This window comes from Leifsonia sp. 22587 (assembly GCF_052044215.1).
GTDB lineage: Bacteria > Actinomycetota > Actinomycetes > Actinomycetales > Microbacteriaceae > Leifsonia > Leifsonia shinshuensis_C.
Map to the genome: position 1 here is coordinate 73,370 of NZ_JBQENB010000004.1, position 21,779 is coordinate 95,148.

The 21,779-nt window shown below is 71.8% G+C and carries 19 protein-coding genes, 1 tRNA gene and 1 pseudogene; 14 read left to right on the forward strand and 7 right to left on the reverse strand.

Annotated features, from left to right (window positions below; translation table 11 throughout):
- Positions 1 to 110 precede the first annotated feature (110 nt).
- Positions 111 to 983 carry an ABC transporter ATP-binding protein gene (locus ACTJI1_RS16105; RefSeq protein WP_440743448.1) on the forward strand — a complete coding sequence of 291 codons (873 nt, stop codon included), beginning with the start codon at positions 111 to 113 and terminating at the stop codon, positions 981 to 983.
- Positions 980 to 1,792 carry an ABC transporter permease gene (locus ACTJI1_RS16110; RefSeq protein WP_440743449.1) on the forward strand — a complete coding sequence of 271 codons (813 nt, stop codon included), beginning with the start codon at positions 980 to 982 and terminating at the stop codon, positions 1,790 to 1,792. Before ACTJI1_RS16105 ends, ACTJI1_RS16110 begins: the two co-directional genes overlap by 4 nt.
- A gap of 28 nt (positions 1,793 to 1,820) precedes the next feature.
- Here ACTJI1_RS16110 and rlmC read toward each other — a convergent pair.
- The 3 genes and pseudogenes from rlmC to ACTJI1_RS16125 all read right to left on the reverse strand — a co-directional run bounded on the left by rlmC (position 1,821) and on the right by ACTJI1_RS16125 (position 3,741).
- Positions 1,821 to 2,949: pseudogene (gene rlmC / locus ACTJI1_RS16115) on the reverse strand (23S rRNA (uracil(747)-C(5))-methyltransferase RlmC).
- A gap of 14 nt (positions 2,950 to 2,963) precedes the next feature.
- Positions 2,964 to 3,039: transfer RNA gene (locus ACTJI1_RS16120), tRNA-Arg, on the reverse strand.
- Between the two features lie 84 nt (positions 3,040 to 3,123).
- On the reverse strand, positions 3,124 to 3,741 hold the full coding sequence (locus ACTJI1_RS16125) for an iron ABC transporter ATP-binding protein (RefSeq protein WP_440743450.1): 618 nt from the start codon (positions 3,739 to 3,741) through the stop codon (positions 3,124 to 3,126).
- A 135-nt stretch (positions 3,742 to 3,876) separates the two neighbouring features.
- On the opposite strand from ACTJI1_RS16125, the gene argS reads away from it, so the two are divergent.
- Together argS and ACTJI1_RS16135 are read left to right on the forward strand one after the other, a co-directional pair.
- Positions 3,877 to 5,574 (forward strand): arginine--tRNA ligase, encoded by a 1,698-nt coding sequence (gene argS, locus ACTJI1_RS16130; protein WP_440743451.1) that lies wholly within the window; start codon positions 3,877 to 3,879, stop codon positions 5,572 to 5,574.
- Entirely contained in the window at positions 5,574 to 6,371 is a 798-nt protein-coding gene (locus ACTJI1_RS16135) for an LmeA family phospholipid-binding protein (RefSeq protein WP_440743452.1), read from the forward strand. The genes argS and ACTJI1_RS16135 overlap by 1 nt, the downstream gene beginning before the upstream one ends.
- 37 nt (positions 6,372 to 6,408) lie before the next feature.
- Here the strand turns inward: ACTJI1_RS16135 and ACTJI1_RS16140 are convergent, their stop codons facing one another.
- Positions 6,409 to 6,663, reverse strand: coding sequence for a hypothetical protein (locus tag ACTJI1_RS16140; RefSeq protein WP_310128257.1), 255 nt, complete (start codon positions 6,661 to 6,663; stop codon positions 6,409 to 6,411).
- Between the two features lie 201 nt (positions 6,664 to 6,864).
- On the opposite strand from ACTJI1_RS16140, the gene lysA reads away from it, so the two are divergent.
- From lysA to prfA, 6 genes are all read left to right on the forward strand, one after another.
- The gene (gene lysA / locus ACTJI1_RS16145) at positions 6,865 to 8,352 is read left to right on the forward strand and encodes a diaminopimelate decarboxylase (RefSeq protein ID WP_440743453.1); all 1,488 of its coding nucleotides are present in this window, start codon (positions 6,865 to 6,867) and stop codon (positions 8,350 to 8,352) included.
- Positions 8,349 to 9,722: a homoserine dehydrogenase gene (locus ACTJI1_RS16150; RefSeq protein ID WP_440743454.1), complete on the forward strand. Its 1,374-nt coding sequence runs from the start codon at positions 8,349 to 8,351 to the stop codon at positions 9,720 to 9,722. Before lysA ends, ACTJI1_RS16150 begins: the two co-directional genes overlap by 4 nt.
- A complete protein-coding gene (gene thrC, locus ACTJI1_RS16155) occupies positions 9,722 to 10,855 on the forward strand; it encodes a threonine synthase (RefSeq protein ID WP_310128263.1) in 1,134 nt (377 codons plus the stop codon). The genes ACTJI1_RS16150 and thrC overlap by 1 nt, the downstream gene beginning before the upstream one ends.
- On the forward strand, positions 10,852 to 11,823 hold the full coding sequence (gene thrB / locus ACTJI1_RS16160) for a homoserine kinase (protein WP_440743455.1): 972 nt from the start codon (positions 10,852 to 10,854) through the stop codon (positions 11,821 to 11,823). The genes thrC and thrB overlap by 4 nt, the downstream gene beginning before the upstream one ends.
- Before the next feature lie 253 nt (positions 11,824 to 12,076).
- On the forward strand, positions 12,077 to 14,320 hold the full coding sequence (rho, locus tag ACTJI1_RS16165; RefSeq protein ID WP_440743456.1) for a transcription termination factor Rho: 2,244 nt from the start codon (positions 12,077 to 12,079) through the stop codon (positions 14,318 to 14,320).
- A gap of 90 nt (positions 14,321 to 14,410) precedes the next feature.
- Positions 14,411 to 15,484, forward strand: coding sequence for a peptide chain release factor 1 (prfA, locus tag ACTJI1_RS16170; RefSeq protein ID WP_310128269.1), 1,074 nt, complete (start codon positions 14,411 to 14,413; stop codon positions 15,482 to 15,484).
- Between the two features lie 128 nt (positions 15,485 to 15,612).
- Here prfA and prmC read toward each other — a convergent pair whose 3' ends face one another.
- The gene (prmC, locus tag ACTJI1_RS16175) at positions 15,613 to 16,521 is read right to left on the reverse strand and encodes a peptide chain release factor N(5)-glutamine methyltransferase (RefSeq protein WP_440743457.1); all 909 of its coding nucleotides are present in this window, start codon (positions 16,519 to 16,521) and stop codon (positions 15,613 to 15,615) included.
- 105 nt (positions 16,522 to 16,626) lie between these two features.
- Between prmC and cysK the strand changes: the two genes are divergently transcribed.
- Positions 16,627 to 17,565 (forward strand): cysteine synthase A, encoded by a 939-nt coding sequence (gene cysK, locus ACTJI1_RS16180; protein ID WP_440743458.1) that lies wholly within the window; start codon positions 16,627 to 16,629, stop codon positions 17,563 to 17,565.
- Between the two features lie 5 nt (positions 17,566 to 17,570).
- On the forward strand, positions 17,571 to 18,140 hold the full coding sequence (gene epsC, locus ACTJI1_RS16185) for a serine O-acetyltransferase EpsC (protein WP_310128275.1): 570 nt from the start codon (positions 17,571 to 17,573) through the stop codon (positions 18,138 to 18,140).
- 60 nt (positions 18,141 to 18,200) lie between these two features.
- Here epsC and ACTJI1_RS16190 read toward each other — a convergent pair whose 3' ends face one another.
- Complete coding sequence (locus tag ACTJI1_RS16190) at positions 18,201 to 19,142, reverse strand: TetR/AcrR family transcriptional regulator C-terminal domain-containing protein (protein WP_440743459.1); 942 nt, start codon at positions 19,140 to 19,142, stop codon at positions 18,201 to 18,203.
- 111 nt (positions 19,143 to 19,253) lie between these two features.
- Between ACTJI1_RS16190 and ACTJI1_RS16195 the strand changes: the two genes are divergently transcribed.
- Both ACTJI1_RS16195 and ACTJI1_RS16200 read left to right on the forward strand, forming a co-directional pair.
- Positions 19,254 to 20,189, forward strand: coding sequence for an ATP-binding cassette domain-containing protein (locus tag ACTJI1_RS16195; RefSeq protein WP_440743460.1), 936 nt, complete (start codon positions 19,254 to 19,256; stop codon positions 20,187 to 20,189).
- A complete protein-coding gene (locus ACTJI1_RS16200) occupies positions 20,186 to 20,983 on the forward strand; it encodes an ABC transporter permease (protein WP_440743461.1) in 798 nt (265 codons plus the stop codon). Before ACTJI1_RS16195 ends, ACTJI1_RS16200 begins: the two co-directional genes overlap by 4 nt.
- A gap of 115 nt (positions 20,984 to 21,098) precedes the next feature.
- Here the strand turns inward: ACTJI1_RS16200 and ACTJI1_RS16205 are convergent, their stop codons facing one another.
- On the reverse strand, positions 21,099 to 21,731 hold the full coding sequence (locus tag ACTJI1_RS16205; RefSeq protein ID WP_440743462.1) for an HAD family hydrolase: 633 nt from the start codon (positions 21,729 to 21,731) through the stop codon (positions 21,099 to 21,101).
- Positions 21,732 to 21,779: the final 48 nt, after the last annotated feature.

Below are 21,779 nucleotides of genomic sequence, written 5' to 3' on the forward strand. Positions count from 1 at the left end.
GGCCCCGCGGGTTCGGCGGCGCGACAGAGCGGCCCCGCGGGTTCGGCGGTGAGACGCCGTCGCCCCGCCGACATCGTCGCGCGTCACCAGGGTTTGCCATACTGAGCCCCGTGAGCAGCGACAGCGCGGTGGTCGTCCGCGGCTTGGCCAAGTCCTACGGGGCCGTCAGCGCCGTGCGCGGCGTCGACTTCGACATCGCGGCGGGCGAGACGTTCGCCCTGCTCGGCCCGAACGGCGCCGGCAAGAGCACGACCATCGAGATCCTCGAGGGCTACCGCCACCGCACCGCCGGTCAGGTGACGGTCCTCGGCGTCGATCCCGCGTCCGGTGGCACCGCCTGGAAGGCCCGGCTGGGCATCGTCCTCCAGACCAGCGCCGAAGCGCCGAACGTCACCGTCCGCGAACAGCTGACGCACTTCGCCCGCTTCTACCCGGCGCGCCGCGACGTCGACGAGGTGATCGCCGCCGTCGGCCTCACCGAGAAGGCCCGCACGCGCGTGCGCAATCTGTCCGGCGGTCAGCGTCGGCGGCTGGATGTGGCGCTCGGCGTGATCGGGCGCCCCGAGGTGCTGTTCCTGGACGAGCCGACCACCGGGTTCGACCCCGAGGCCCGACGGCAGTTCTGGGAGCTCATCCGCTCTCTGAAGCGCGAGGGCACCACCATCCTGCTCACCACGCATTACCTCGACGAGGCGGCGCAGCTCAGCGATCGGGCCGCTGTCATCGCCCAGGGGCGGCTGATCGCGATGGGCGCGATCGACGAGTTGGGCGGTCCGTCCGCCCGCATCCCGATCGTCCGCTGGCGCGACGCCTCCGGGACCGAACGGACCGAGCGCACCGAGAACCCCGCGTCCCTGGTCGCCCGTCTCGCCGCCGAGGCCGGGGGCGAGCCGGTCGCGCTGGAGGTGGTGCGCCCGAACCTCGAGGACATCTACTTCGACCTGGTGCACGAGGCGAACGAGGCCGCGGAGGTGTCACGATGACCGCGATCGGGCTCGGGATGGAGCGCGCCCGCTACGAGACGATGATGTACTTCCGGCAGGGCGACACCATCTTCTTCACCTTCCTGTTCCCGGTCGTCATGCTCGGGATCTTCTCCGTCGCCTTCCAAGGGCTCGGCAACGTCGGCGCCGCCCCGGACGGTAGCGGAGGGATCACCCGCGCCGCCTACTATCTCCCCGGAATGATCGCCGCCGGGATCCTGCTCTCCGGCGTGCAGAACCTCGCCGTCGACATCGCGGGGGAGCGGAGCGACGGGACGCTGAAACGGCTCGGCGGGACCCCGCTGCCGGTGTTCTCGTACTTCCTCGGCAAGATGGGCCAGGTCGTCGCGACGAGCGTCCTCCAGATCGGCCTGCTCCTGGTCGTCGCCCGTCTCGCGTTCGACGTGGCGCTGCCGACCGAGCCGGAGCTGTGGCTCCGCTTCGCCTGGATCTACGCGTTGAGCATCATCACGTCCGCGGTGCTCGGGATCGCGCTGTCCGCCGTCCCGCGCACGGGCCGGAGCGCGACCGCCGTCGTCATCCCGATCGTCCTGATCCTGCAGTTCATCTCCGGGGTCTACATCCCCTTCAACGTCCTGCCGGACTGGCTGCAGAACGTGGCCTCCGTCTTCCCGCTGAAGTGGATCGCGCAAGGCCTGCGCAGCGTCTTCCTGCCGTCGGACTTCGTCGCCCAGGAGCCCAACGGCAGCTGGGAGCTCGGCTGGGTGGCCGTCGTCCTGCTGGTGTGGCTGGTCGGCGGACTGATCGCCTGCCGCATCACGTTCCGCTGGATCCGCCGCGACTCCTAAGCGCCCCGCCGCCCGCTGGCCCGCCGCGCTACGCCACCCGCTCCAGCAGCACCGCGGCCTCCATGTGACCCGTCTGCGGGAACATGTCGAGCACGCGTCCCGCGCGCACGCGGTACGACGGCATCCGGGCCAGGTCGTGCGCGAGGCTCTTCGGGTTGCAGCTGGAGTAGACGACGCTCGGCACCCCCGACCCTTCGAGCCACCCGGCGAGGTCGGCGCCGATGCCGCGCCGCGGCGGGTTCACGATCACGAGCTCCGGAGCCATGGCCGCGTTCAGCGCGAACGCCGTGGCGTCGCCCGCCCGGAACGCGACCTGCGGCAGCCGCGCGGCCGCCGCGCTCGCGCGGGCGCTGCGCACCGCCTCCCGGCTGGTCTCCACCCCCACGACCCGGCGGCCGGGCGCCGCGACGTGCAGGGCGAAACCGCCGACGCCGCAGTACAGGTCCCAGACCGACGCGGGGGAGACGTCGTCCACCCAGGCAGCCACCTGCGCGTACAGCTCCCGGGCCACGTCCGTATTGGTCTGGAAGAAGCTCTGCGGCCGCAGCCGGAGCGACACGTCGCCCAGCCGCATCGACAGCGCCGACTCGCGGGTCAGCACCACGTCGGTGTCGCCCTCGACGACGGCCTTGTGCTCCGGCTGGAGGTTGACGGTCACGACCCGCGCCTGGGGCAGCTCCGCCTGCAGCCAGCCGAGTCCCGCCCGGACGCGCGCGACCGTCTGCTCCGACCGCGCGACGAACCGCACCATCAGCTCGCCGTCCGGCGACTCCGTCACCAGCACGAACTTGAGCTCGCCGCGGCGCTCCGGCACGCGGTAGGGCTCCAGCCGCTGGCGCGCGACGAACCGCGCGAGCACGGGGAGTGCCGCGCGGATTCCGGGTGCGCAGATGCCGCACTCCCGGAGGTCGACGCCGCGTCCCGCCTCGTCGAGGATGCCGATCGTCGGCGCCTCGATCGTGCCGCCGATCACCATCTTCGCCTTGTTCCGGTACCCGGATTCGGCGCTCGCCACGGCGGGCAGCCAGACCGCATCGCCGAACGGCGCGAGCAGGTCCCGGGCCAGACGCTCCTTGCCCTCGAGCTGCTCCGCATTACGGCACGCCCATGAGGGTGCACGAGCGGCACACGCCGGCGTCGAAGTAGGAACAGTCCATGGGATCTCGATCAGTGGTGCCCCCAGTAGGATTTGAACCTACGGCCTTCTGCTCCGGAGGCAGACGCTCTATCCCCTGAGCTATGGGGGCCAGGGTGCCGAACCAGGCTAGCATCCCCGCGGGCGGGCTTGTGACATCCTGGCGCGACTCCTCCCGCCACTCACGGCGCCGGGCTCAGGTTGCCGGAACGTTCCCCAGCACAGGCTCCATGAGCGGGGCCGCGTCGCCCGGCTCGAAGAAGGCGGGCGACTCGGCGACGATCCAGTACCCGCCCCGGAACACCTGCACCTGGCCGGCCGTGCCGGGCTCGAAGTAGCCCTCGACCGTCGGCGGGACGCCGTAGGTCGGCACCGGCTTCGCGTTCGTGATGGCCGCGTTCTTCAGCCCCTCCAGCTCGCTGGCCGGCGGCTTCGCGACCGCCACCTCGATGACGTCGCCGCTCGTCTGGTTGAGCCAGGCGCACGCCACGCCCTGCCAGTCCGCGATCTTCTTCTCGAGCGAGCCGTCCTTCGGCGCGTACCCGGGGTCGGCGCCGTAGTTCGGGTTGAAGGCGTACAGCTGGTCGGCGGTCAGCACCTGGTCGCAGGTCAGTCCCACCGGCGTCGGCGGGTCGGACGGGGTGGGGACCGGTGTCGCGACGGGGGTCGACGTCGTCCCGCCGGCGGCCGCGGTGCCGCTCGGTGACGCGGCGGGCTTCGCCGACGGGGAGCATCCGGTCAGCGCGAGCGCGGCGACCAGACCGAGCGCAGTCGTGGCGGTGAGGAGGGCGGAGCGGCGGGTGGTGGATGGCATGCTGCGTGTCGTCTCTCTGCTCGGCGCGCGCCGTGCGGGAGCGCGCGTCCGCGACGACCCTATCAACCCGCACACGGACAACCCCCGCACGGGAGAGCCGCGAGGCCCGCCGGCGCCCCGGTAGAATCGTTCCTCATGACTCCTGCTGACCTCTCCGCCGCCCTCCTCGACATCGTCACGACGGTCGTCGAGCAGCGACGCGAGGCCGGGGCGGACGTGCCGCAGCTGACGCTGACCGTCGACGACGTGCCCCTCGAGCGTCCCAAGAACCGCGAGCACGGCGACTGGGCGTCGAATGCGGCCATGCGTCTGGCCAAGAAGGTCGGCGCGAGCCCCCGCGAGCTCGCCGAGCAGATCGCGACCGCCGCCGCCGGGATCGACGGAGTCGCCTCCGCCGAGGTCGCCGGCCCCGGCTTCATCAACTTCCGCCTGGAGGCCGCCGCCGCCGGGCAGCTGGCGCAGACCATCGTCGAGTCGGGCGAGGCGTACGGCCGCGGCGACATCTACGACGGCCTCCGCGTGAACCTGGAGTTCGTCTCCGCGAACCCGACCGGTCCCGTCCACATGGGCGGCGCGCGCTGGGCGGCCGTCGGCGACAGCCTGGCCCGCATCCTGCAGGCCGAGGGCGCGGATGTGACGCGCGAGTACTACTTCAACGACCACGGCTCGCAGATCGACCGCTTCGCGCGCAGCCTCCTCGCCGCCTACTTGGGCGAGCCGACGCCGGAGGACGGCTACGGCGGCGCCTACATCGGCGAGATCGCCGAGCGCGTCGTCGCCGAGGCCGCGGCGCAGGGCACCGACCTCAGCACGCTCCCGCGCGAGGAGCAGCAGGAGGTGTTCCGCTCGATCGGCACGCAGCTGATGTTCGAGGAGATCAAGCAGCGCCTCCACTCGTTCGGCGTCGACTTCGACGTGTACTTCCACGAGGACTCGCTGCACGAGTCGGGCGCCGTCGAGCGCGCCATCCAGCGCCTCCAGGAGCAGGGCCACATCTTCGAGGCCGACGGCGCGATCTGGCTCCGCACCACGACCTTCGGCGACGACCGCGACCGCGTCGTGATCCGCTCCAACGGCGAGCCGGCCTACATCTCGGGCGACCTCGGGTACTACCTCGACAAGCGCGAGCGCGGCTTCGAGCAGAACATCATCATGCTGGGCGCCGACCACCACGGCTACATCGGCCGCATGATGGCGATGGTCGAGGCGTTCGGCGACGTCCCGAACGTGAACCTGCAGATCCTCATCGGTCAGCTCGTCAACCTGGTGAAGGACGGCGAGCCCGTCCGCATGTCGAAGCGCGCCGGCACCATCGTCACCCTAGACGACCTGGTGGATGCGGTGGGCGTCGACGCCGCCCGCTATGCCCTGGTCCGCTCGTCCACCGACTCGCAGCTCGACATCGACCTCGACCTGCTGGCGAAGCGCAGCAACGACAACCCGGTCTTCTACGTGCAGTACGCCCACGCGCGCACGCGCTCGGTCGCCGCGAACGCCGAGAAGGCGGGCGTCGACCACAGCACCTTCGCGCCGGAGCTGCTCACGCACGAGACGGAGTCCGCCCTGCTCGGCGGCCTGCAGGAGTTCCCGCGCATCGTCGCCCAGGCGGCGGAGCTGCGCGAGCCGCACCGGGTCGCCCGCTACATCGAGGAGCTCGCCGGGCTGTACCACGCCTGGTACGCCGTCCGCGACGGCTCCACCCGCGTGCTCCCGCACGGCGACGAGCCCGTGACGGACCTGCACCGCACGCGCCTGTGGCTGAACGACGCGACCGGTCAGGTCATCCGCAACGGCCTGGGCCTCCTGGGCGTCTCCGCACCGGACCGCATGTGATGAGCGACAGCACGACCCGCGTGCTCCCGGAGGTGGGGGAGCGGACCACCCGGCGGCGGCGTCCGCTCTGGCTGCGCCTGCTGCTGTGGATCGGCATCCCGGTCGTAGTGATCGTCGTGCTGCTGGTCGTGGTCGACGGCGCCGCCCGCGCGTACGCCGAGCAGCGGGTCTCCGCGGAGGTCCAGAAGAACCTGCCGGCCGACGTCCAGGGCAAGGTCACGACCCGCATCGGCGGCTTCTCGGTCATCCAGCAGTACCTCGCCGGCTCGTTCCAGCGGGTGGAGCTGGATGCGCCGAACGCGGTCGTCCAGGGGGCCCCGCTGAGCGCGAAGCTCGTCGCGACCGGCGTGCCGACCGATCTGTCGAAGCCGATCTCCGAGGCGACGGGCACGATCTCCATCAGCCAGGAATCGCTCAACAAGCTCGTCAAGATCCCGGGCGCCACCGGCGACATCACCTTGGGTGACGGGACGATCGGCTACGACGGCTCGCTCAACCTCCTCGGCCTGCCGGTCGGCTACACCGTGACCGCCACCCCGGAGGCGGCGGGGAAGCAGGTCCTCCTCAAGCCCGAGAAGGCCTCGCTCAAGACCGGCGCGGGCAACGTCAACCTCGACAAGCTGCTGCAGGCACTGACGTCGCAGGGTCCGTTCCCGGTCTGCGCCGCGCAGTACCTCCCGGACGGCGTGCAGGTGTCCGACATCGCCGTGACCCCGGGGCACGCGACGGTGACGCTGACGGCCTCCGATGTCGTCATGGACCAGAAGTTCCTCAACAGCAAGGGCAGCTGCTCCTAGCCCGACTGCGGCGGCCGGCCCGACCGTTCGGGCCGGCTCAGGAGCGCGGCTGCACCGAGACGAGCCGCCCCGTCGCCTTCAGCAGCCAGGCGAGCCGGGCGATCGTCGTCGCAGCGTCGAGGCCCTGGCCGTCGGGCCGCACGACCACGCGGTAGGCGCCGTGGGACGCGTCCGCGGGGGCGTCGATGGGCTGGATGCTGAGCACCGGCCGCTCGGAGAGGCTGCGGGCATACGCGGCCAGCCGGGTCCGGGTGCAGCCCTGCACGCGGAGGTCGTAGGTGAAGGTGCTCATGGCGATGTCCTCTCGGTCGTCGTGCTCACCTGTAGAGACCGCCACCGCTTCGGCATGGTGACGCGGACCCCCGCCGTAACACGCACCGAGCGCGGGTCGCGGCCTCGATAGACTTCTGCTGTTTCTCCATCCGGCTTCAGGGGCCAATCCGGGTCCGCTCGCCTAGGAGGCCCCCACTCGTCGCCACCCGTGAGGATCCCTATGGCCGATTCCGACGTCGCTGCCCGCAGCGCGAACGCCCCCGCCGCCGCCCCCAATCCGCTCGCTCCGTCGTGGCTGCGCGTCCCCGCCGACGCCAACGCGCTCGCGCCGGGTCTCTGGTCGCGCACCGTCCGCCGCGACGGCGACGCGCTGTCCGTCGGGGGCGTCCCCGTCGGTGAGCTCGCCGAGCGCTTCGGCACCCCGCTCTACGTCGTCGACGAGGAGGATGCACGGTCGCGCGCGGCCGAGGTGCGCACCGCCTTCGAGCGCGCCTTCGCCGACATCGGCACCGCCGCGAAGGTGTACTACGCCGGCAAGGCGTTCCTGAGCGTCGAGGTCGCCCGGTGGATGGATGCCGCCGGCCTGTTCATCGACGTCTGCAGCGGGGGAGAGCTCGCCGTCGCACTCGCGGCCGGCGTCGAGCCTGAGCGGCTCGGCTTTCACGGCAACAACAAGTCGCTCGCCGAGATCGACCGGGCCGTCTCGGTCGGGGTCGGCGCCATCGTCATCGACAGCATCCAGGAGATCGACCGCGTCGCGGCCGCGGCCGAGCGGCACGGCGTCGTGCAGAGCGTCCGCCTGCGCGTGAACAGCGGTGTGCACGCGCACACCCACGCGTTCCTCGCGACCAGCCACGAGGACCAGAAGTTCGGGATCGCGCTCGAGCACGCGGTCGACGCCGTCGGCCGCATCCGGTCCCACGCGTCGCTCGCGTTCCGCGGGCTGCACTGTCACATCGGCTCGCAGATCTTCGGGGCGGACGGCTTCGCCGAGTCCGCTGCGCGCCTGCTCAGCCTGCACGCGCAGCTGCTGGAGGGCGGCGACGTCCCCGAGCTGAACCTCGGCGGCGGCTTCGGCATCGCCTACACCTCCGCCGACGACCCCGCGCCGATCGACGAACTCGCCCACCGAATCGCGGAGACGGTGGCGGCAGGATGCGAGCAGCTCGGCATCCCGGCGCCGGTCGTCGCCTTCGAGCCGGGCAGGTCGATCATCGGCACCGCCGGGCTGACCCTCTACACGGTGGGCACGACGAAGGACGTCCCGGTCGCCTTCCAGGACGACGGCGAGACCGCCGTCCGGCGCTACGTCAGCGTCGACGGGGGGATGAGCGACAACGCGCGCCCCGCGCTGTACGAGGCCGAGTACTCGGCCCGCATCGCGAACCGCACCTCGACCGCCGCTCCGGCCCTCGTCCGCGTGGCCGGCAAGCACTGCGAGAGCGGCGACATCGTGGTGAACGCCGAGTACCTCCCGGGCGATGTGACGCCGGGCGACCTGCTCGCCGTCCCGGCGACCGGCGCCTACTGCTGGTCGCTGGCCAGCAACTACAACTTCCTCGGCCGGCCACCGGTCGTCGCCGTGCGCGACGGCGACGCCCGCGTCATCGTCCGCGGCGAGACGATCGACGACCTGCTCGCGCGCGACGCCGCGTACGACCCCGCCGCCGCCCGTCCCCTCGCATCGAAGGAGAGCGACCGCGCATGATCGAGTACCGCAACCTCCGTGTGGCCCTTCTCGGGGCCGGTTCCGTCGGCTCCCAGGTGGCCCGGCTGCTGCTGGAGCAGGGCGACGAGTTCGCCTCCCGCATCGGCGCCCGGCTCGAGCTCGTCGGCATCGCCGTCCGCGACGTGGATGCGCCGCGCGACGTCGACCTGCCGCGCGAGCTGTTCACGACCGACGCGAGCTCCCTCATCCTCGGCGCGGACATCGTCGTGGAGCTGATGGGCGGCATCGAGCCGGCCCGCGGGTACGTGCTCGAGGCGCTCAACTCCGGCGCCGACGTGATCACCGCGAACAAGGCCCTCCTCGCGACGCACGGGCCCGAGCTCTTCGAGGCCGCCGAGCAGGTCGGCGCGCAGCTCTACTACGAAGCGGCCGTCGCCGGCGCGATCCCGATCATCCGCCCGCTGCGGGACAGCCTGGCCGGCGACCGCATCAACCGCATCCTCGGCATCGTCAACGGCACCACAAACTTCGTGCTCGACCGGATGGACATCCACGGCGAGACGCTGCAGGACGCCCTCGCCACCGCGACGGACCGCGGCTACGCCGAGGCCGACCCGACCGCCGACATCGGCGGCTACGACGCCGCGCAGAAGGCGGCCATCCTCGCCAGCCTCGCCTTCCACACCACCGTCCCGCTCGAGCGGGTGTACCGCGAGGGCATCACCAGCGTGTCCAAGGCCCAGGTGGATGCGGCGCGCGAGGCCGGCGCGGTCATCAAGCTCCTCGCGATCTGCGAGCGCCTCACCGACCGGGAGACGGGGGAGGAGGGCGTGTCGGCCCGCGTCTACCCGGCGCTGATCAGCCGCGACCACCCGCTCGCCGCCGTGCACGGCGCCCACAACGCCGTGTTCGTGCAGTCGGCGGCCGCGGGCGACCTCATGTTCTACGGTGCGGGCGCGGGTGGGGTCGAGACGGCCTCCGCGGTGCTCGGCGACGTCGTCTCCGCCGCCCGGCGGCACGTCGTCGGCGGCCCGGGCGTCGCCGAGTCGACGCACGCCGACCTGCCGGTGCTCGACATCGGACGCGTCGTCACCCGGTACCAGATCACCCTCGACGTCGAGGACCAGCCGGGCGTGCTCGCCGCCGTCGCGCGCATCCTGAGCGACGGAGGCGTCAGCGTCGAGACCGTGCAGCAGTCGGTCCCGAGCCACACCGGTCCCGTCGTCATCGCGGGTAACGCGGAGCCGTCGGCGGGCCGCCCGATTCACGGCGGCGCGACCCCCACCGCTACCCTGGTGATCGGTACCCACGAAGCCGAGGAGGCCGCGCTCGCGGCCACCGTGGAGGCTCTCGCGGCGAGCGACGTCGTGATCGCCATCTCTTCCGTTCTCCGAGTCGAAGGATCGTAATGCCCCAGCCGAAGGCCTACAGTCGTCAGTGGCGAGGCGTCCTGCACGAGTATGCGGACCGCCTGAACATCTCCGACGCCACTCCGATCGTCACGCTCGGCGAGGGCGGCACGCCGCTCATCCCGGCCCCGGCGCTCTCCGCGCGCACCGGCGCCGACGTGTACGTCAAGTTCGAGGGCATGAACCCGACCGGGTCGTTCAAGGACCGCGGCATGACCATGGCGATCTCGAAGGCCGTCGAGCACGGCGCGAAGGCCGTGATCTGCGCCTCCACCGGCAACACCTCCGCGTCGGCGGCCGCGTACGCGACGCACGCGGGCATCCAGGCCGTCGTGCTGGTGCCCGAGGGCAAGATCGCGATGGGCAAGCTCAGCCAGGCGATCGCGCACAACGCGCAGCTGCTGCAGGTGCAGGGCAACTTCGACGACTGCCTCGACATCGCCCGCGAGCTCGCCACCAACTACCCGGTGCACCTGGTCAACTCGGTGAACCCCGACCGCATCGAGGGCCAGAAGACGGCGGCCTTCGAGGTCGTCGAGGCGCTCGGCGACGCGCCGGACTTCCACCTCGTCCCCGTCGGCAACGCGGGCAACTACACCGCCTACCATCGCGGCTACTCCGAGGAGCTGCAGCGCGGCGAGTCGACGAAGCTGCCGCGCATGTTCGGCTTCCAGGCCGCCGGCAGCGCCCCGATCGTGCTCGGCCACGCCGTCAAGGAGCCCGACACCATCGCCACTGCTATCCGCATCGGCAACCCGGCCTCGTGGGAGCTCGCGCTCAACGCGCGCGACGACAGCGACGGCTGGTTCGGCGCGATCGACGACGCCAAGATCCTCGAGGCGCACCGCATCCTCTCCGCCGAGGTCGGCATCTTCGTCGAGCCGGCGTCCGCGATCAGCGTCGCCGGGCTGCTCGAGCGCGCGGAGGCGGGCGTGATCCCGGCCGGCTCCACCGTCGTCCTCACCGTCACGGGCCACGGCCTGAAGGACCCGCAGTGGGCGCTGCGCACCGCCGACGGCTCCGACGTGCAGCCGACCGTCGTGCCGGTCGACACCACCGCGATCGCCGACGTGCTCGGCCTGTCGCCCGCCGGCGGCACCTCCGCCGCGGAGAACGCCGGGGCGACCGCGTGAGCTCGACCGACCTGCGCGGCCGCACGGTCGTGGTGAAGGTGCCCGCCACGAGCGCGAACCTCGGGCCGGGCTTCGACACGCTCGGCCTCGCGCTGGCGCTGTACGACGAGCTCGAGGTGTCGGTGCGCGACGAGCCCGGCGCCACGGTCGAGGTGACCGGCGTCGGCGAGGGCGAGGTGCCCACCGACGAGAGCAACCTCGTCGTGCGCGCCATCGCGCACACCTTCGAGACCGTCGGCATTCCCCTGCCCGGGCTGCGGCTGCGCGCCCGCAACAACATCCCGCACGGGCGGGGGATGGGCTCCTCCGGCGCCGCGATCGTCTCCGGCATCATGGCGGCCAAGGGGCTGCTCGAGGGCGTCGTGGACCTCGACGCCCAGCAGCTGCTGGCCCTCGCCAACGACATGGAAGGGCACCCGGACAACGTGGCGCCCGCCCTGTTCGGCGGCCTCACGATCGCCTGGGTGACCCCGGACGGCCCGCGCTTCAAGAAGCTCATCGTGCACCGCGGCGTCTCGCCGCTCGTCCTCGTGCCCGAGACGGTCATGTCGACGGCGCTCGCCCGCAGCCTCCAGCCGCAGTCCGTGCCGCACGAGGATGCGGTGTTCAACGTCTCGCGCTCCGCCCTGCTCGTCGCGGCCCTCATCCAGAGCCCCGAGCTGCTGCACGCGGCCACCGAGGACAAGCTCCACCAGAGCTACCGCGCCTCGGCCATGCCGGAGACCGACCGGCTGATCACCCTGCTGCGCGACAACGGCTTCGCCGCCGTCGTGTCGGGCGCCGGGCCGTCCATCCTGGTGCTCGGCAGCGACCCGGGGCAGCGCCTCGCCGCGGCCCGTCTGGTGGAGGAGGCGGCGGAGACCCGCTGGCAGCCGCTCATGCTCGCCGTCGACTTCAAGGGGGCGACGGTGGCGCGCCAGGAGGCCGCAGCGGTGGATGTGACATCGTCGGACACACCGGCGGCCTAGCGTCCGAGGCGCTGTCGCCGAGGTGGTAAACTGCAGTCGCACCCGAGAAGGACCCGCGTAACGAGCGAATCCAGCTTTCCGGGTGATCTCCTAGCAATCATGCCGTCACTCCTGCCTGCCTGCCCGGCACTCCCTTTCGGGATTCCGGGGCGGCGACGTCGCGCGGATCAGAACGCAGCACGTACCGGCAGTTCATGTGGCGAAGCTTCACAGACGGCGCGCGAAGACGCGCCGGGGGAAAGGATCCTCTTCCGTGACTGATGTCGAACTCCACGCCGGGGGCGTGGACACCAGCGACCTGACCGGCCTCAAGGTGGCGGAGCTGCAGGCTCTCGCCGCCGGGCTCGGGCTCCAGGGCGCGACCCGGCTCCGCAAGGGCGAGCTGGTCGAGGCGATCGCCGCCGCGCGCGCGGCGTCCGCTCCGGCCGACGCCGCCGAGCCGGTGCAGCTCGAGGGCTTCGGCGACGAGGCGGCGCAGCCCGCCGCGGCGTCCCAGGTGCTCACCGAGCCGTTGATCGCCGAGCCGCTCATCGCCGAGCCGGCCGGCGCCGAGCGCGTCGAGCCCACCGTGGGCGACCCGCTGCTCCCGACCACCGCGGACGCGGGCTCCACCGAGCCGCGCCGCCGCGGCTCCCGCCGCGTCAGCAGCCCCGACGGCACCGGTATCGCCACCGGCACCGGTACCGGTACCGCCACCGGCAACGGTGTGGCGGCCGGCTCGCACGTCAACTCCGGCGCGACCGGCGTCGACTCGCTCATCCCCGACGTGGATGCGCTGCTCGACTCCGCCCTCGCGTCCCGCGAGCAGGCCCGTGGGCCGCAGAACGGCCAGCCGAACGGCGGCCAGCAGAACGCCGACCAGGCCCAGGGCAACGGCGGCCGCCGTCGCCGCGGCCGCGGCCAGGGCGGCCAGAACGGCGAGCAGGGTCAGGACGCCGGAGGCGCCCCGACCGCCGAGCAGCCGCAGCAGGAGCAGACCGACGGCCGCGCGGACGCGCAGCAGGGCGACGAGTCCGGCTCGACCGAGCAGCAGGGCACCGGCCGCAACCGCCGCAACCGGAACCGCAACAAGAACAACGGCCAGCAGAACGAGCAGGGCCAGGGCCAGGGCCAGCAGGCTCAGGGCGCCCAGCAGGGCCAGGGCCAGCCGAAGGACCTGCAGCAGGGCGGCCAGCAGGGCCAGCAGAACCGCGGCCAGAACCCGCTGAACGACCAGGCCGAGGGCGAGCGGGGCGGTCGTTACCGCGATCGCAACCGCAAGCGCCGCGGCGGCCCCGCCGGCGACGAGTTCGAGCCGGAGCTGACCGAGGACGACGTCCTCATCCCGGTCGCGGGCATCCTCGACGTGCTGGACAACTACGCGTTCGTCCGCACCACCGGCTACCTGCCGGGCGCCAGCGACGTCTACGTCTCGCTCGGCCAGGTCAAGAAGTACAACCTGCGCAAGGGCGACGCCGTGGTCGGCGCCATCCGCCAGCCGCGGGACGGCGAGAACAACAGCCGTCAGAAGTACAACGCGCTGGTGAAGGTCGACTCGATCAACGGCCAGACCCCGGAGGAGGCGGCGACCCGCGTCGAGTTCGGCAAGCTGACGCCGCTCTACCCGCAGGAGCGCCTGCGCCTCGAGACCGAGCCGACCAAGGTGACCCAGCGGATCATCGACCTGGTCGCTCCGATCGGCAAGGGCCAGCGCGGTCTCATCGTCGCGCCGCCGAAGGCCGGCAAGACGATCGTCATGCAGCAGATCGCGAACGCGATCACGGCGAACAACCCCGAGGTGCACCTCATGGTGGTGCTGGTGGACGAGCGGCCCGAAGAGGTCACCGACATGCAGCGCACGGTCAAGGGCGAGGTCATCGCCTCCACCTTCGACCGTCCCGCCGAGGACCACACGACCGTCGCCGAGCTCGCCATCGAGCGCGCGAAGCGCCTGGTCGAGCTGGGCCACGACGTGGTCGTGCTGCTCGACTCGATCACCCGCCTGGGCCGCGCGTACAACCTGACCGCTCCCGCGTCGGGCCGCATCCTCTCCGGTGGTGTCGACGCGTCGGCGCTCTACCCGCCGAAGCGCTTCTTCGGCGCCGCCCGCAACATCGAGCACGGCGGCTCGCTCACCATCCTCGCGTCGGCGCTCGTCGAGACCGGCTCCAAGATGGACGAGGTCATCTTCGAGGAGTTCAAGGGCACCGGCAACATGGAGCTCCGCCTGTCGCGCCAGCTGGCCGATAAGCGCATCTTCCCGGCCGTCGACGTGAACGCCTCCGGCACCCGCCGCGAGGAGATGCTGATGGGCCAGGACGAGGTCAAGATCACCTGGAAGCTGCGCCGCGCCCTCGCCGGGCTCGACCAGCAGCAGGCGCTCGAGATCGTCCTCGGCCGGCTGAAGGAGACCTCGAGCAACGTCGAGTTCCTGATGCAGGTGCAGAAGTCGATGCCCGCGCCGACCAACGGCCACGGCACCGCGCACTCGCACGGCCACGAGAACGACCACCGCTAGCTGCGATCAGCGCCCGTCCGCCGTGCCCTGTGCACGGCGGGCGGGCGCTTCGTCGTTCCCCGGCCGCCTCCCCGCCAGAAAGAAGACCCCATGTTCGAGTCCGTGAACACCCTCATCGCGGAGCACGACGACCTCCAGCGCCAGCTGTCCGACCCGGAGCTGCACAGCGACCCGGTCCGCTCGAAGAAGGTGAACCGTCGCTACGCCGAGCTCTCGCGCATCGTGGCGGCCTACAACGAGTGGCGGCAGCTGTCCGACGATCTGGAGGCCGCCCGCGAGCTGGCGTCGGAGGACGCGGCGTTCGCCGAGGAGATCCCGGGGCTCGAGCAGAGTGTCGCCGACACGTCCGAGAAGCTGCGCCGGCTGCTCATCCCGCGCGACCCCAACGACAGCCGCGACGTCATCATGGAGATCAAGATGGGGGAGGGCGGCGCCGAGTCGGCACTCTTCGCCGGCGACCTCCTGCGCATGTACCTGCACTATGCGGACTCCAAGCGCTGGAAGGCCGAGATCATCGAGCAGACCTCGAGCGACCTGGGCGGCATCAAGGATGTGCAGGTCGCGTTCAAGGGCAACTCCTCCGACCCGGCCGAGGGCGTCTGGGCGCACCTCAAGTACGAGGGCGGCGTCCACCGGGTGCAGCGCGTCCCCGCGACCGAGTCGCAGGGCCGCATCCACACGTCCGCCGCCGGTGTGCTCGTGTTCCCCGAGGTGGACGAGCCGGAGGAGGTCGAGATCAACCCGAACGACCTCAAGATCGACGTGTTCCGGTCGTCCGGCCCGGGCGGTCAGTCGGTCAACACGACGGACTCGGCGGTGCGCATCACGCACGTGCCGACGGGCATCGTGGTCTCGATGCAGAACGAGAAGAGCCAGCTGCAGAACCGCGAGGCGGCGATGCGCGTGCTGCGCGCACGGCTGCTCGCCCGGCAGCAGGAGGAGGCGGACGCCGAGGCGGCCGAGTTCCGCAAGGGCCAGATCCGCACGATGGACCGCTCGGAGCGCATCCGCACCTACAACTTCCCCGAGAACCGCATCGCGGACCACCGCACCGGCTACAAGGCCTACAACCTGGACGCCGTCATGAACGGAGCCCTCGACCCCGTCATCGACTCGAACATCCACCTAGACGAGGAAACCCGCCTCACCAACCTCGCCGACTGACCCGCTTTCCCCGCTCGCCCCCACCGTCGAGTACACGAAAAGTGCACGGGAAACGCCGTCGCGGCGTGCACTTTTCGTGTACTCGACGGAGGGGGACGCCCGGAGCGCGACGGGAGCCGCGGCGCGGGTCAGCGGAGGGCCGTCGTGGCGCGGTCGCGGGTGGTGAGGTCGCGGTGGGTGGCGGCGGCGCGCCAGCCGTCGGCGGTCAGGAGGTCGCGGATCGCGGCGCCCTGCAGCTCGCCGTGCTCGAGCACGAGCGTGCCGCCGGGGCGGAGGAGGCGCTGCGCGACGCGTGAGATCGTGCGCACCACATCCAGGCCGTCCGGGCCGCCGTACAGCGCGGCGTGCGGATCGTGCAGCCGCACCTCCGGGTCGCGGGGGATGGCGTCGTCGGGCACGTAGGGAGGGTTCGAGATGACGACGTCCACCGTGCCGTCGAGCTGCGGCAGCGCGTCGGCGAGGTCGATGAACACCGGCGTCAGGTTGGTCGCCCCCACCTCGTCGATGTTGCGGCGGGCCCAGATGTACGCCTCCGGGGAGTTCTCGACCGCGTAGACCCGCGCGTGCGGCACCTCGGTCGCCAGGGCCAGCGCAATTGCGCCGCTGCCCGTGCCGAGGTCCACCCCGACCGGTTCGGGCGACGGGACGGCGCGCAGCGCGTCGATCGCGAACTGGGCGACCTGCTCCGTCTCCGGCCGCGGCACGAAGACGCCGGGACCGACGTTCAGCTCCAGCGACCGGAACGGCGCGCGGCCGGTGATGTGCTGCAGCGGCTCCCGCGCGGCCCGGCGCTCGACGAAGGCGCGCATGCGCTCGACGTCGGGGCCGTCGACCTCCGCATCCATCACGATCAGCGCCTGCACCCGGCCCCGGCTGACGCCGAGCACGTGCGCGAGCAGCAGCTCGGCGTCCACCTCGGGGTCCGGGACGCCCGCGCGCGCCAGCACGCCGACCGCGTCGTCGCGGAGGGCCCTGGCCGGGACGGGGGTGGATGCGGAGCCGGGAAGCGGAGAGGGGGTGGGCGCTGTGGGGGTCATCGCCCGACGAGCCTACCGTCCCGTCACACAGGTTCCGTGCCGGGTCTCGGCGTCTAGAGTGGTGACGCGTTCCCATCCACCGCCACCCGCACGAGGAAGAGACCTATGTCCGCACAGATCTACGACAACGTCACCCAGGCCGTCGGACGGACGCCGCTCGTGCGGCTCAACCGGCTCACGGAGGGCCTCGACGCGACCGTGCTCGCGAAGCTCGAGTTCTACAACCCGGCCGCCAGCGTGAAGGACCGCATCGGCGTCGCGATCATCGACGCGGCCGAGAAGGCGGGCGCTCTGCGTCCCGGCGGGACGATCGTGGAGGCCACCAGCGGCAACACCGGTATCGCCCTGGCGATGGTGGGGGCGGCCCGCGGCTACACCGTCATCCTCGCGATGCCGGAGACGGCGAGCAAGGAGCGCCGCGTGGTCATGCGCGCGTTCGGCGCCAAGGTCGAGCTGACCCCGGGCGCCGACGGGATGCGCGGAGCGGTCGAGACCGCCAAGCGCATCGTCGAGACGACCGACAACGCCATCTGGGCGCGCCAGTTCGAGAACGAGGCCAACCCGGCCATCCACCGCGCCACCACCGCCGAGGAGATCTGGGCGGACACCGACGGCGGCGTCGACATCTTCGTCGCGGGCGTCGGCACCGGCGGCACGATCACCGGCGTCGGCCAGGTGCTCAAGGAGCGCAAGCCCGAGGTTCAGGTCGTGGCCGTGGAGCCGCTGGACTCGCCCATCCTGAACGGCGGGAACCCGGGTCCGCACAAGATCCAGGGGATCGGGGCCAACTTCGTGCCCGAGATCCTCGACACCACGATCTACGACGAGGTCGTCGACGTGTCGCTCGAGGACGCGCTCGAGGTCGCCAAGCGCCTCGCCAGCGAGGAGGGAATCCTCGCCGGCATCTCGTCCGGTGCGATCATCTGGGCGGCGCTGCAGGTGGCGAAGCGGCCGGAGAACGCGGGCAAGACCATCGTCGCGATCGTCTGCGACACCGGGGAGCGCTACATCTCCACGCCGCTGTGGGCCGACCTGCTGGACTGAGCGGGGTGCCGATCTTCCGGGCGCGCGAGGACCTCCGCAACGCACGCCGGCACGACCCCGCCGCGCGCGGGTCCTTCGAGATCGCGGTCGCCTACTCCGGGCTGCACGCCATCTGGTCGTACCGCGTGGCCCACCGGCTGTGGCGGGCGGGACTCCGGACGCCCGCGCGGTTCCTGTCGCAGTTCACGCGGTTCCTGACGGGCGTCGAGATCCACCCGGGCGCGCGCATCGGGCGGCGGTTCTTCATCGATCACGGGATGGGCGTGGTGATCGGCGAGACGACGTGGATCGGCGACGACGTCATGCTCTACCACGGCGTGACCCTGGGCGGCCGGGGGAGCGGGCACGGCAAGCGGCATCCCACCGTGCACGACGGCGTGACCGTCGGCGCGGGAGCGAAGGTGCTCGGAGCGATCACGATCGGCGAGCACTCGGTGATCGGCGCCAATGCGGTGGTCACGCGCGACGCGCCGCCGAACTCGCTGCTCGTCGGCGTGCCCGCGCATCCGCGGCCGCGCTCGGGGCACGAGCAGATCCCGGGCGACACCTGGATCGACCCGGCGATCTACATCTGAGGCGGCGGGAAGCGTCTCGGCGGGAAGCGTCTCCCCGGGAGGCTCCGCAGCGGTGAGGCGTCAGCGCGCGGCCCGCTCCCGGGCGCGCTCGATGGCCTCCCGCTCGCGCTTCCGCGCCTCGCGCAGCTTCGACTCCGCCTCGCGCCGGGCCTTCGCGGCCTCGCGCACGGCCTTGTCCCGCGGCGCCGGCTCCGGCAGCGGTTCGGGTGCGGCGGGCGGCTGCACGCCGCCCCGGTCGGCGATGTAGCGCTCGATCCCGTCGAGGATGCGGTCCAGCCCGAACGCGAAGTCGTCCTGCTCGCCGCCGTCGGCGTCCGCATACGCACCCGTCGCGACGAGCGGCCCCAGGTCTGGGAATCGCTCGGGCGTCACGAGTTCGGACAGCGCCCGCGTGAACGCCTCGCCGTTGGCGGGCGGCCCGTCCGCCTGGCGCGCCCGGGTGACATCCCGCTCGACGATGCCGACGGCGCGCGCGTAGGACGACAGCAGCAGCGCGGTCGACATCTTCTCGGCGTCCGTGAGGGGAAGCGTCCGCATCTCGCGCAGCCCCCAGTCGAGCACCGCCAGGTTGTTCGGCATGAGCGGGATGCCGCTGATCGGGATGTCGGGGAACCACGGGTGCTCCCTCATCACGTCGATCGTGGCCATGGCCCAGCGCCGCAGTCCGCCGCGCCAGTCGTGCGCGCCATCGCCACCCGCGGGGCCCTTCATCAGGCCGTCGTCGGGCGGGATGGGGACGGCGCAGACGGCGTCCTGCATCAGCGCCAGCACGTCGTCCTTGCTGGTGACGTAGCGGTAGAGCGACATGGTGGTGAAGCCGAGCTCCCCGGCGATGCGGCTCATCGACACCGCGCCGAGTCCTTCCGCGTCGGCGAGCTCGATGGCCGTGTCGACGATCCGCTCGATGCTCAGCTCGCGTTTCGGGCCGCGCTGCGGGTGCTCGGCGACGCCCCAGCTGAGCGCGACGGCGCGGGGGAGCGCCTCTTCGACGTCTTCGGCCATGTTCGGCGCCCTTTCCGACGGAGTGTTGACACCCATCCTAGAACTGTGTATCACTTAAACAACCGTATGCGGCATAAACAGTTTACGAGACACACAGTCGAAGGGAACACCATGAACCGACCGGCGATCGAGGTGACGGGGCTGCGCAAGGCGTTCGGCGCGCAGACCGTCCTCGACGGCATCGACCTGCGCGTGGAGGCGGGGAGCGTGTTCGCGCTGCTCGGCCCGAACGGAGCGGGCAAGACCACTCTCATCACCATCCTGTCCACCCTCGTCAGGCCCGACGCCGGCGCTGTGACCATCGCGGGGCACGACCTGGCGGGTGATCCGGACGGCGTCCGGGCCTCGATCAGCGTCACCGGACAGGCCGCGGCCGTCGACGGCGTGCTGACGGGAGCCGAGAACCTGCGGATGATGGCCCGGCTCTCCGGCTTCAGCGCGGCCGAGGCGCGGCGGCGCAGCGACGAGCTGATCGACCGGTTCGACCTGGCCGACGCGGCACGGAAGCGGGTGTCGACCTACTCGGGCGGGATGCGGCGCCGGCTCGACCTCGCGCTCAGCCTGGTCGCCGCACCGCCCGTCATCTTCCTGGACGAGCCGACGACCGGTCTCGACACGCGCAGCAGGCAGACGCTGTGGGACATCATCCAGGACCTCGCCCGGCGGGGGACGACCATCCTGCTGACCACGCAGTACCTCGAGGAGGCCGACCAGCTGGCCGACCGGATCGCCGTGCTCGACCACGGAACGATCGTCGCGGAGGGTACCGCCGCGCAGCTCAAGGCGCAGGTCGGCGGCGAGGTCGTCGAGTTGCGGGACGCCCGCGGCGACATCGTGCGCGAGGTCCCGACGGACGGCAGCGTGGATGCGCTGCGCGCCGCGATCGACGACCTGGACGCGCTCGCCGTGCCCGGCGCATCCATCGCCATCCGCAAGCCGTCGCTCGACGACGCGTTCCTCGCCCTGACCGGGCAGCAGGCGGCCGGGCGGCAGGCGGCCGGCCAGCAGGCCACACACCACGACACCGAGAAGGAGGCCGTCCGATGACCGAACTCACCGTCCCCGCCCGCCCCGAGCGGCCGGTCACGCCGCTGACGAGCACCCTGGTGTTCGTCGGGCGCGGCATCCGCCACTCGCTCCGCGACGTCGAAGCGCTCACGATGGCGATCGTCCTGCCCGTGATGCTGATGCTGCTGTTCACCTTCGTGTTCGGCGGCGCGCTGGATGCCGAGGGCGGCTACGTGCAGTACGTGGTGCCCGGGATCATCCTGCTGTGCGCCGGTTTCGGCGCCTCCAGCACGGCCGTCGACGTCGCGCGCGACCTCAGCGACGGGATCGTCGACCGCTTCCGCACGATGCCGTTGCGCTCGCGCGGCGTGGTGACCGGCCACGTGGTCGCCAGCCTGCTGCGCAACCTGGTGGCGACCGGCGTCGTCATCGCGGTGGCCCTGCTTGTCGGCTTCCGTCCGACGGCGAACGCGCTGCAGTGGGCGGGAGCGCTCGGCGTCGTGGCGCTGTTCATCCTGGCGATCACCTGGCTGTACGCCGGCATCGGGCTGGCGGCGAAGAGCCCGATCGCCGCGAGCGGCTACGGCTTCGCGCTGCTCTTCCTGCCGTACCTCTCGAGCGCTTTCGTCCCGACGGACACGATGCCGACCTGGCTGCAGTGGATCGCCGAGAACCAGCCCATCACGCCGATCATCGAGACCATCCGGTCGCTCCTGTTCGGCCGCGATCCCGGTTCCGACCTGTGGTGGGCCCTCGGCTGGTGCGCGCTGATCATCGTGGCGGCCTACGTCTGGGCCGCCTGGCTCTTCCGCCGCTCCGCCGGCCGCCGCTGACCCCATCCGCCGAGCTCGCGCCCCCTCCGCCCTCCGTCGAGTACACGAATAGTGCACGCCCGCGCGGCGTGTCGCGTGCACTATTCGTGTACTCGACGGAGGGGAGGGGGCGCAGTCAGCGGGGGCGGTTCGCGAAGGCGTGGATGGCGTCGCGCATGCCGTCGGTGTCGAAGGTGCCGTCGTCGCGCTTCACGAAGTGGTAGGCGTGCATGCCCGTCTCGCGGGCGCCCTCCACGTTCGCGATGGAGTCGTCGAACAGGATGGCGTCCTCCGGCTTCACCCCGTACCGCCCGAGCGCGCGCGTGTAGATGCGGCGCTCGGGCTTCCGGGCGCCGAGCACCGCGGAGACGAGGTCGTTCCCGCCGAGCACGTCCACGATCTCCGGGGTGAGCACGGGCAGCGAGTCCTTGAACGGGATCGGGTTGTTCGACAGCAGCGACACCGTGCCGAGCCCCGCCGCCTCGTGCAGGGCGGCGATGGCGCCCGGGATGGGCGTCATCGCGGCCTTCCGCGCCTCCTGCCACTGGGCGAGGGAGAGCCGCGCGCCGGTCACCTCGGCGAAGGCGTCCAGGTACTCCTCGCTGGTGGAGTACTCGCCGATCTCCGCCGCGCGCTCGAATCCGCCCGCCCACCAGGACGACGCGAGCCGGTACTGGCTCACTCGTCCGAGCTCCGCGAGCTTCGGGAGCCGCTTGTGGAAGTCGTAGTCGTAGAGCGTCTTGTCGCAGTCGAAGAAGTAGACATCCATCGACTCCAGTATCGTCCTCCCAGTCTCGCCCTCCATGCCCCGGCTATC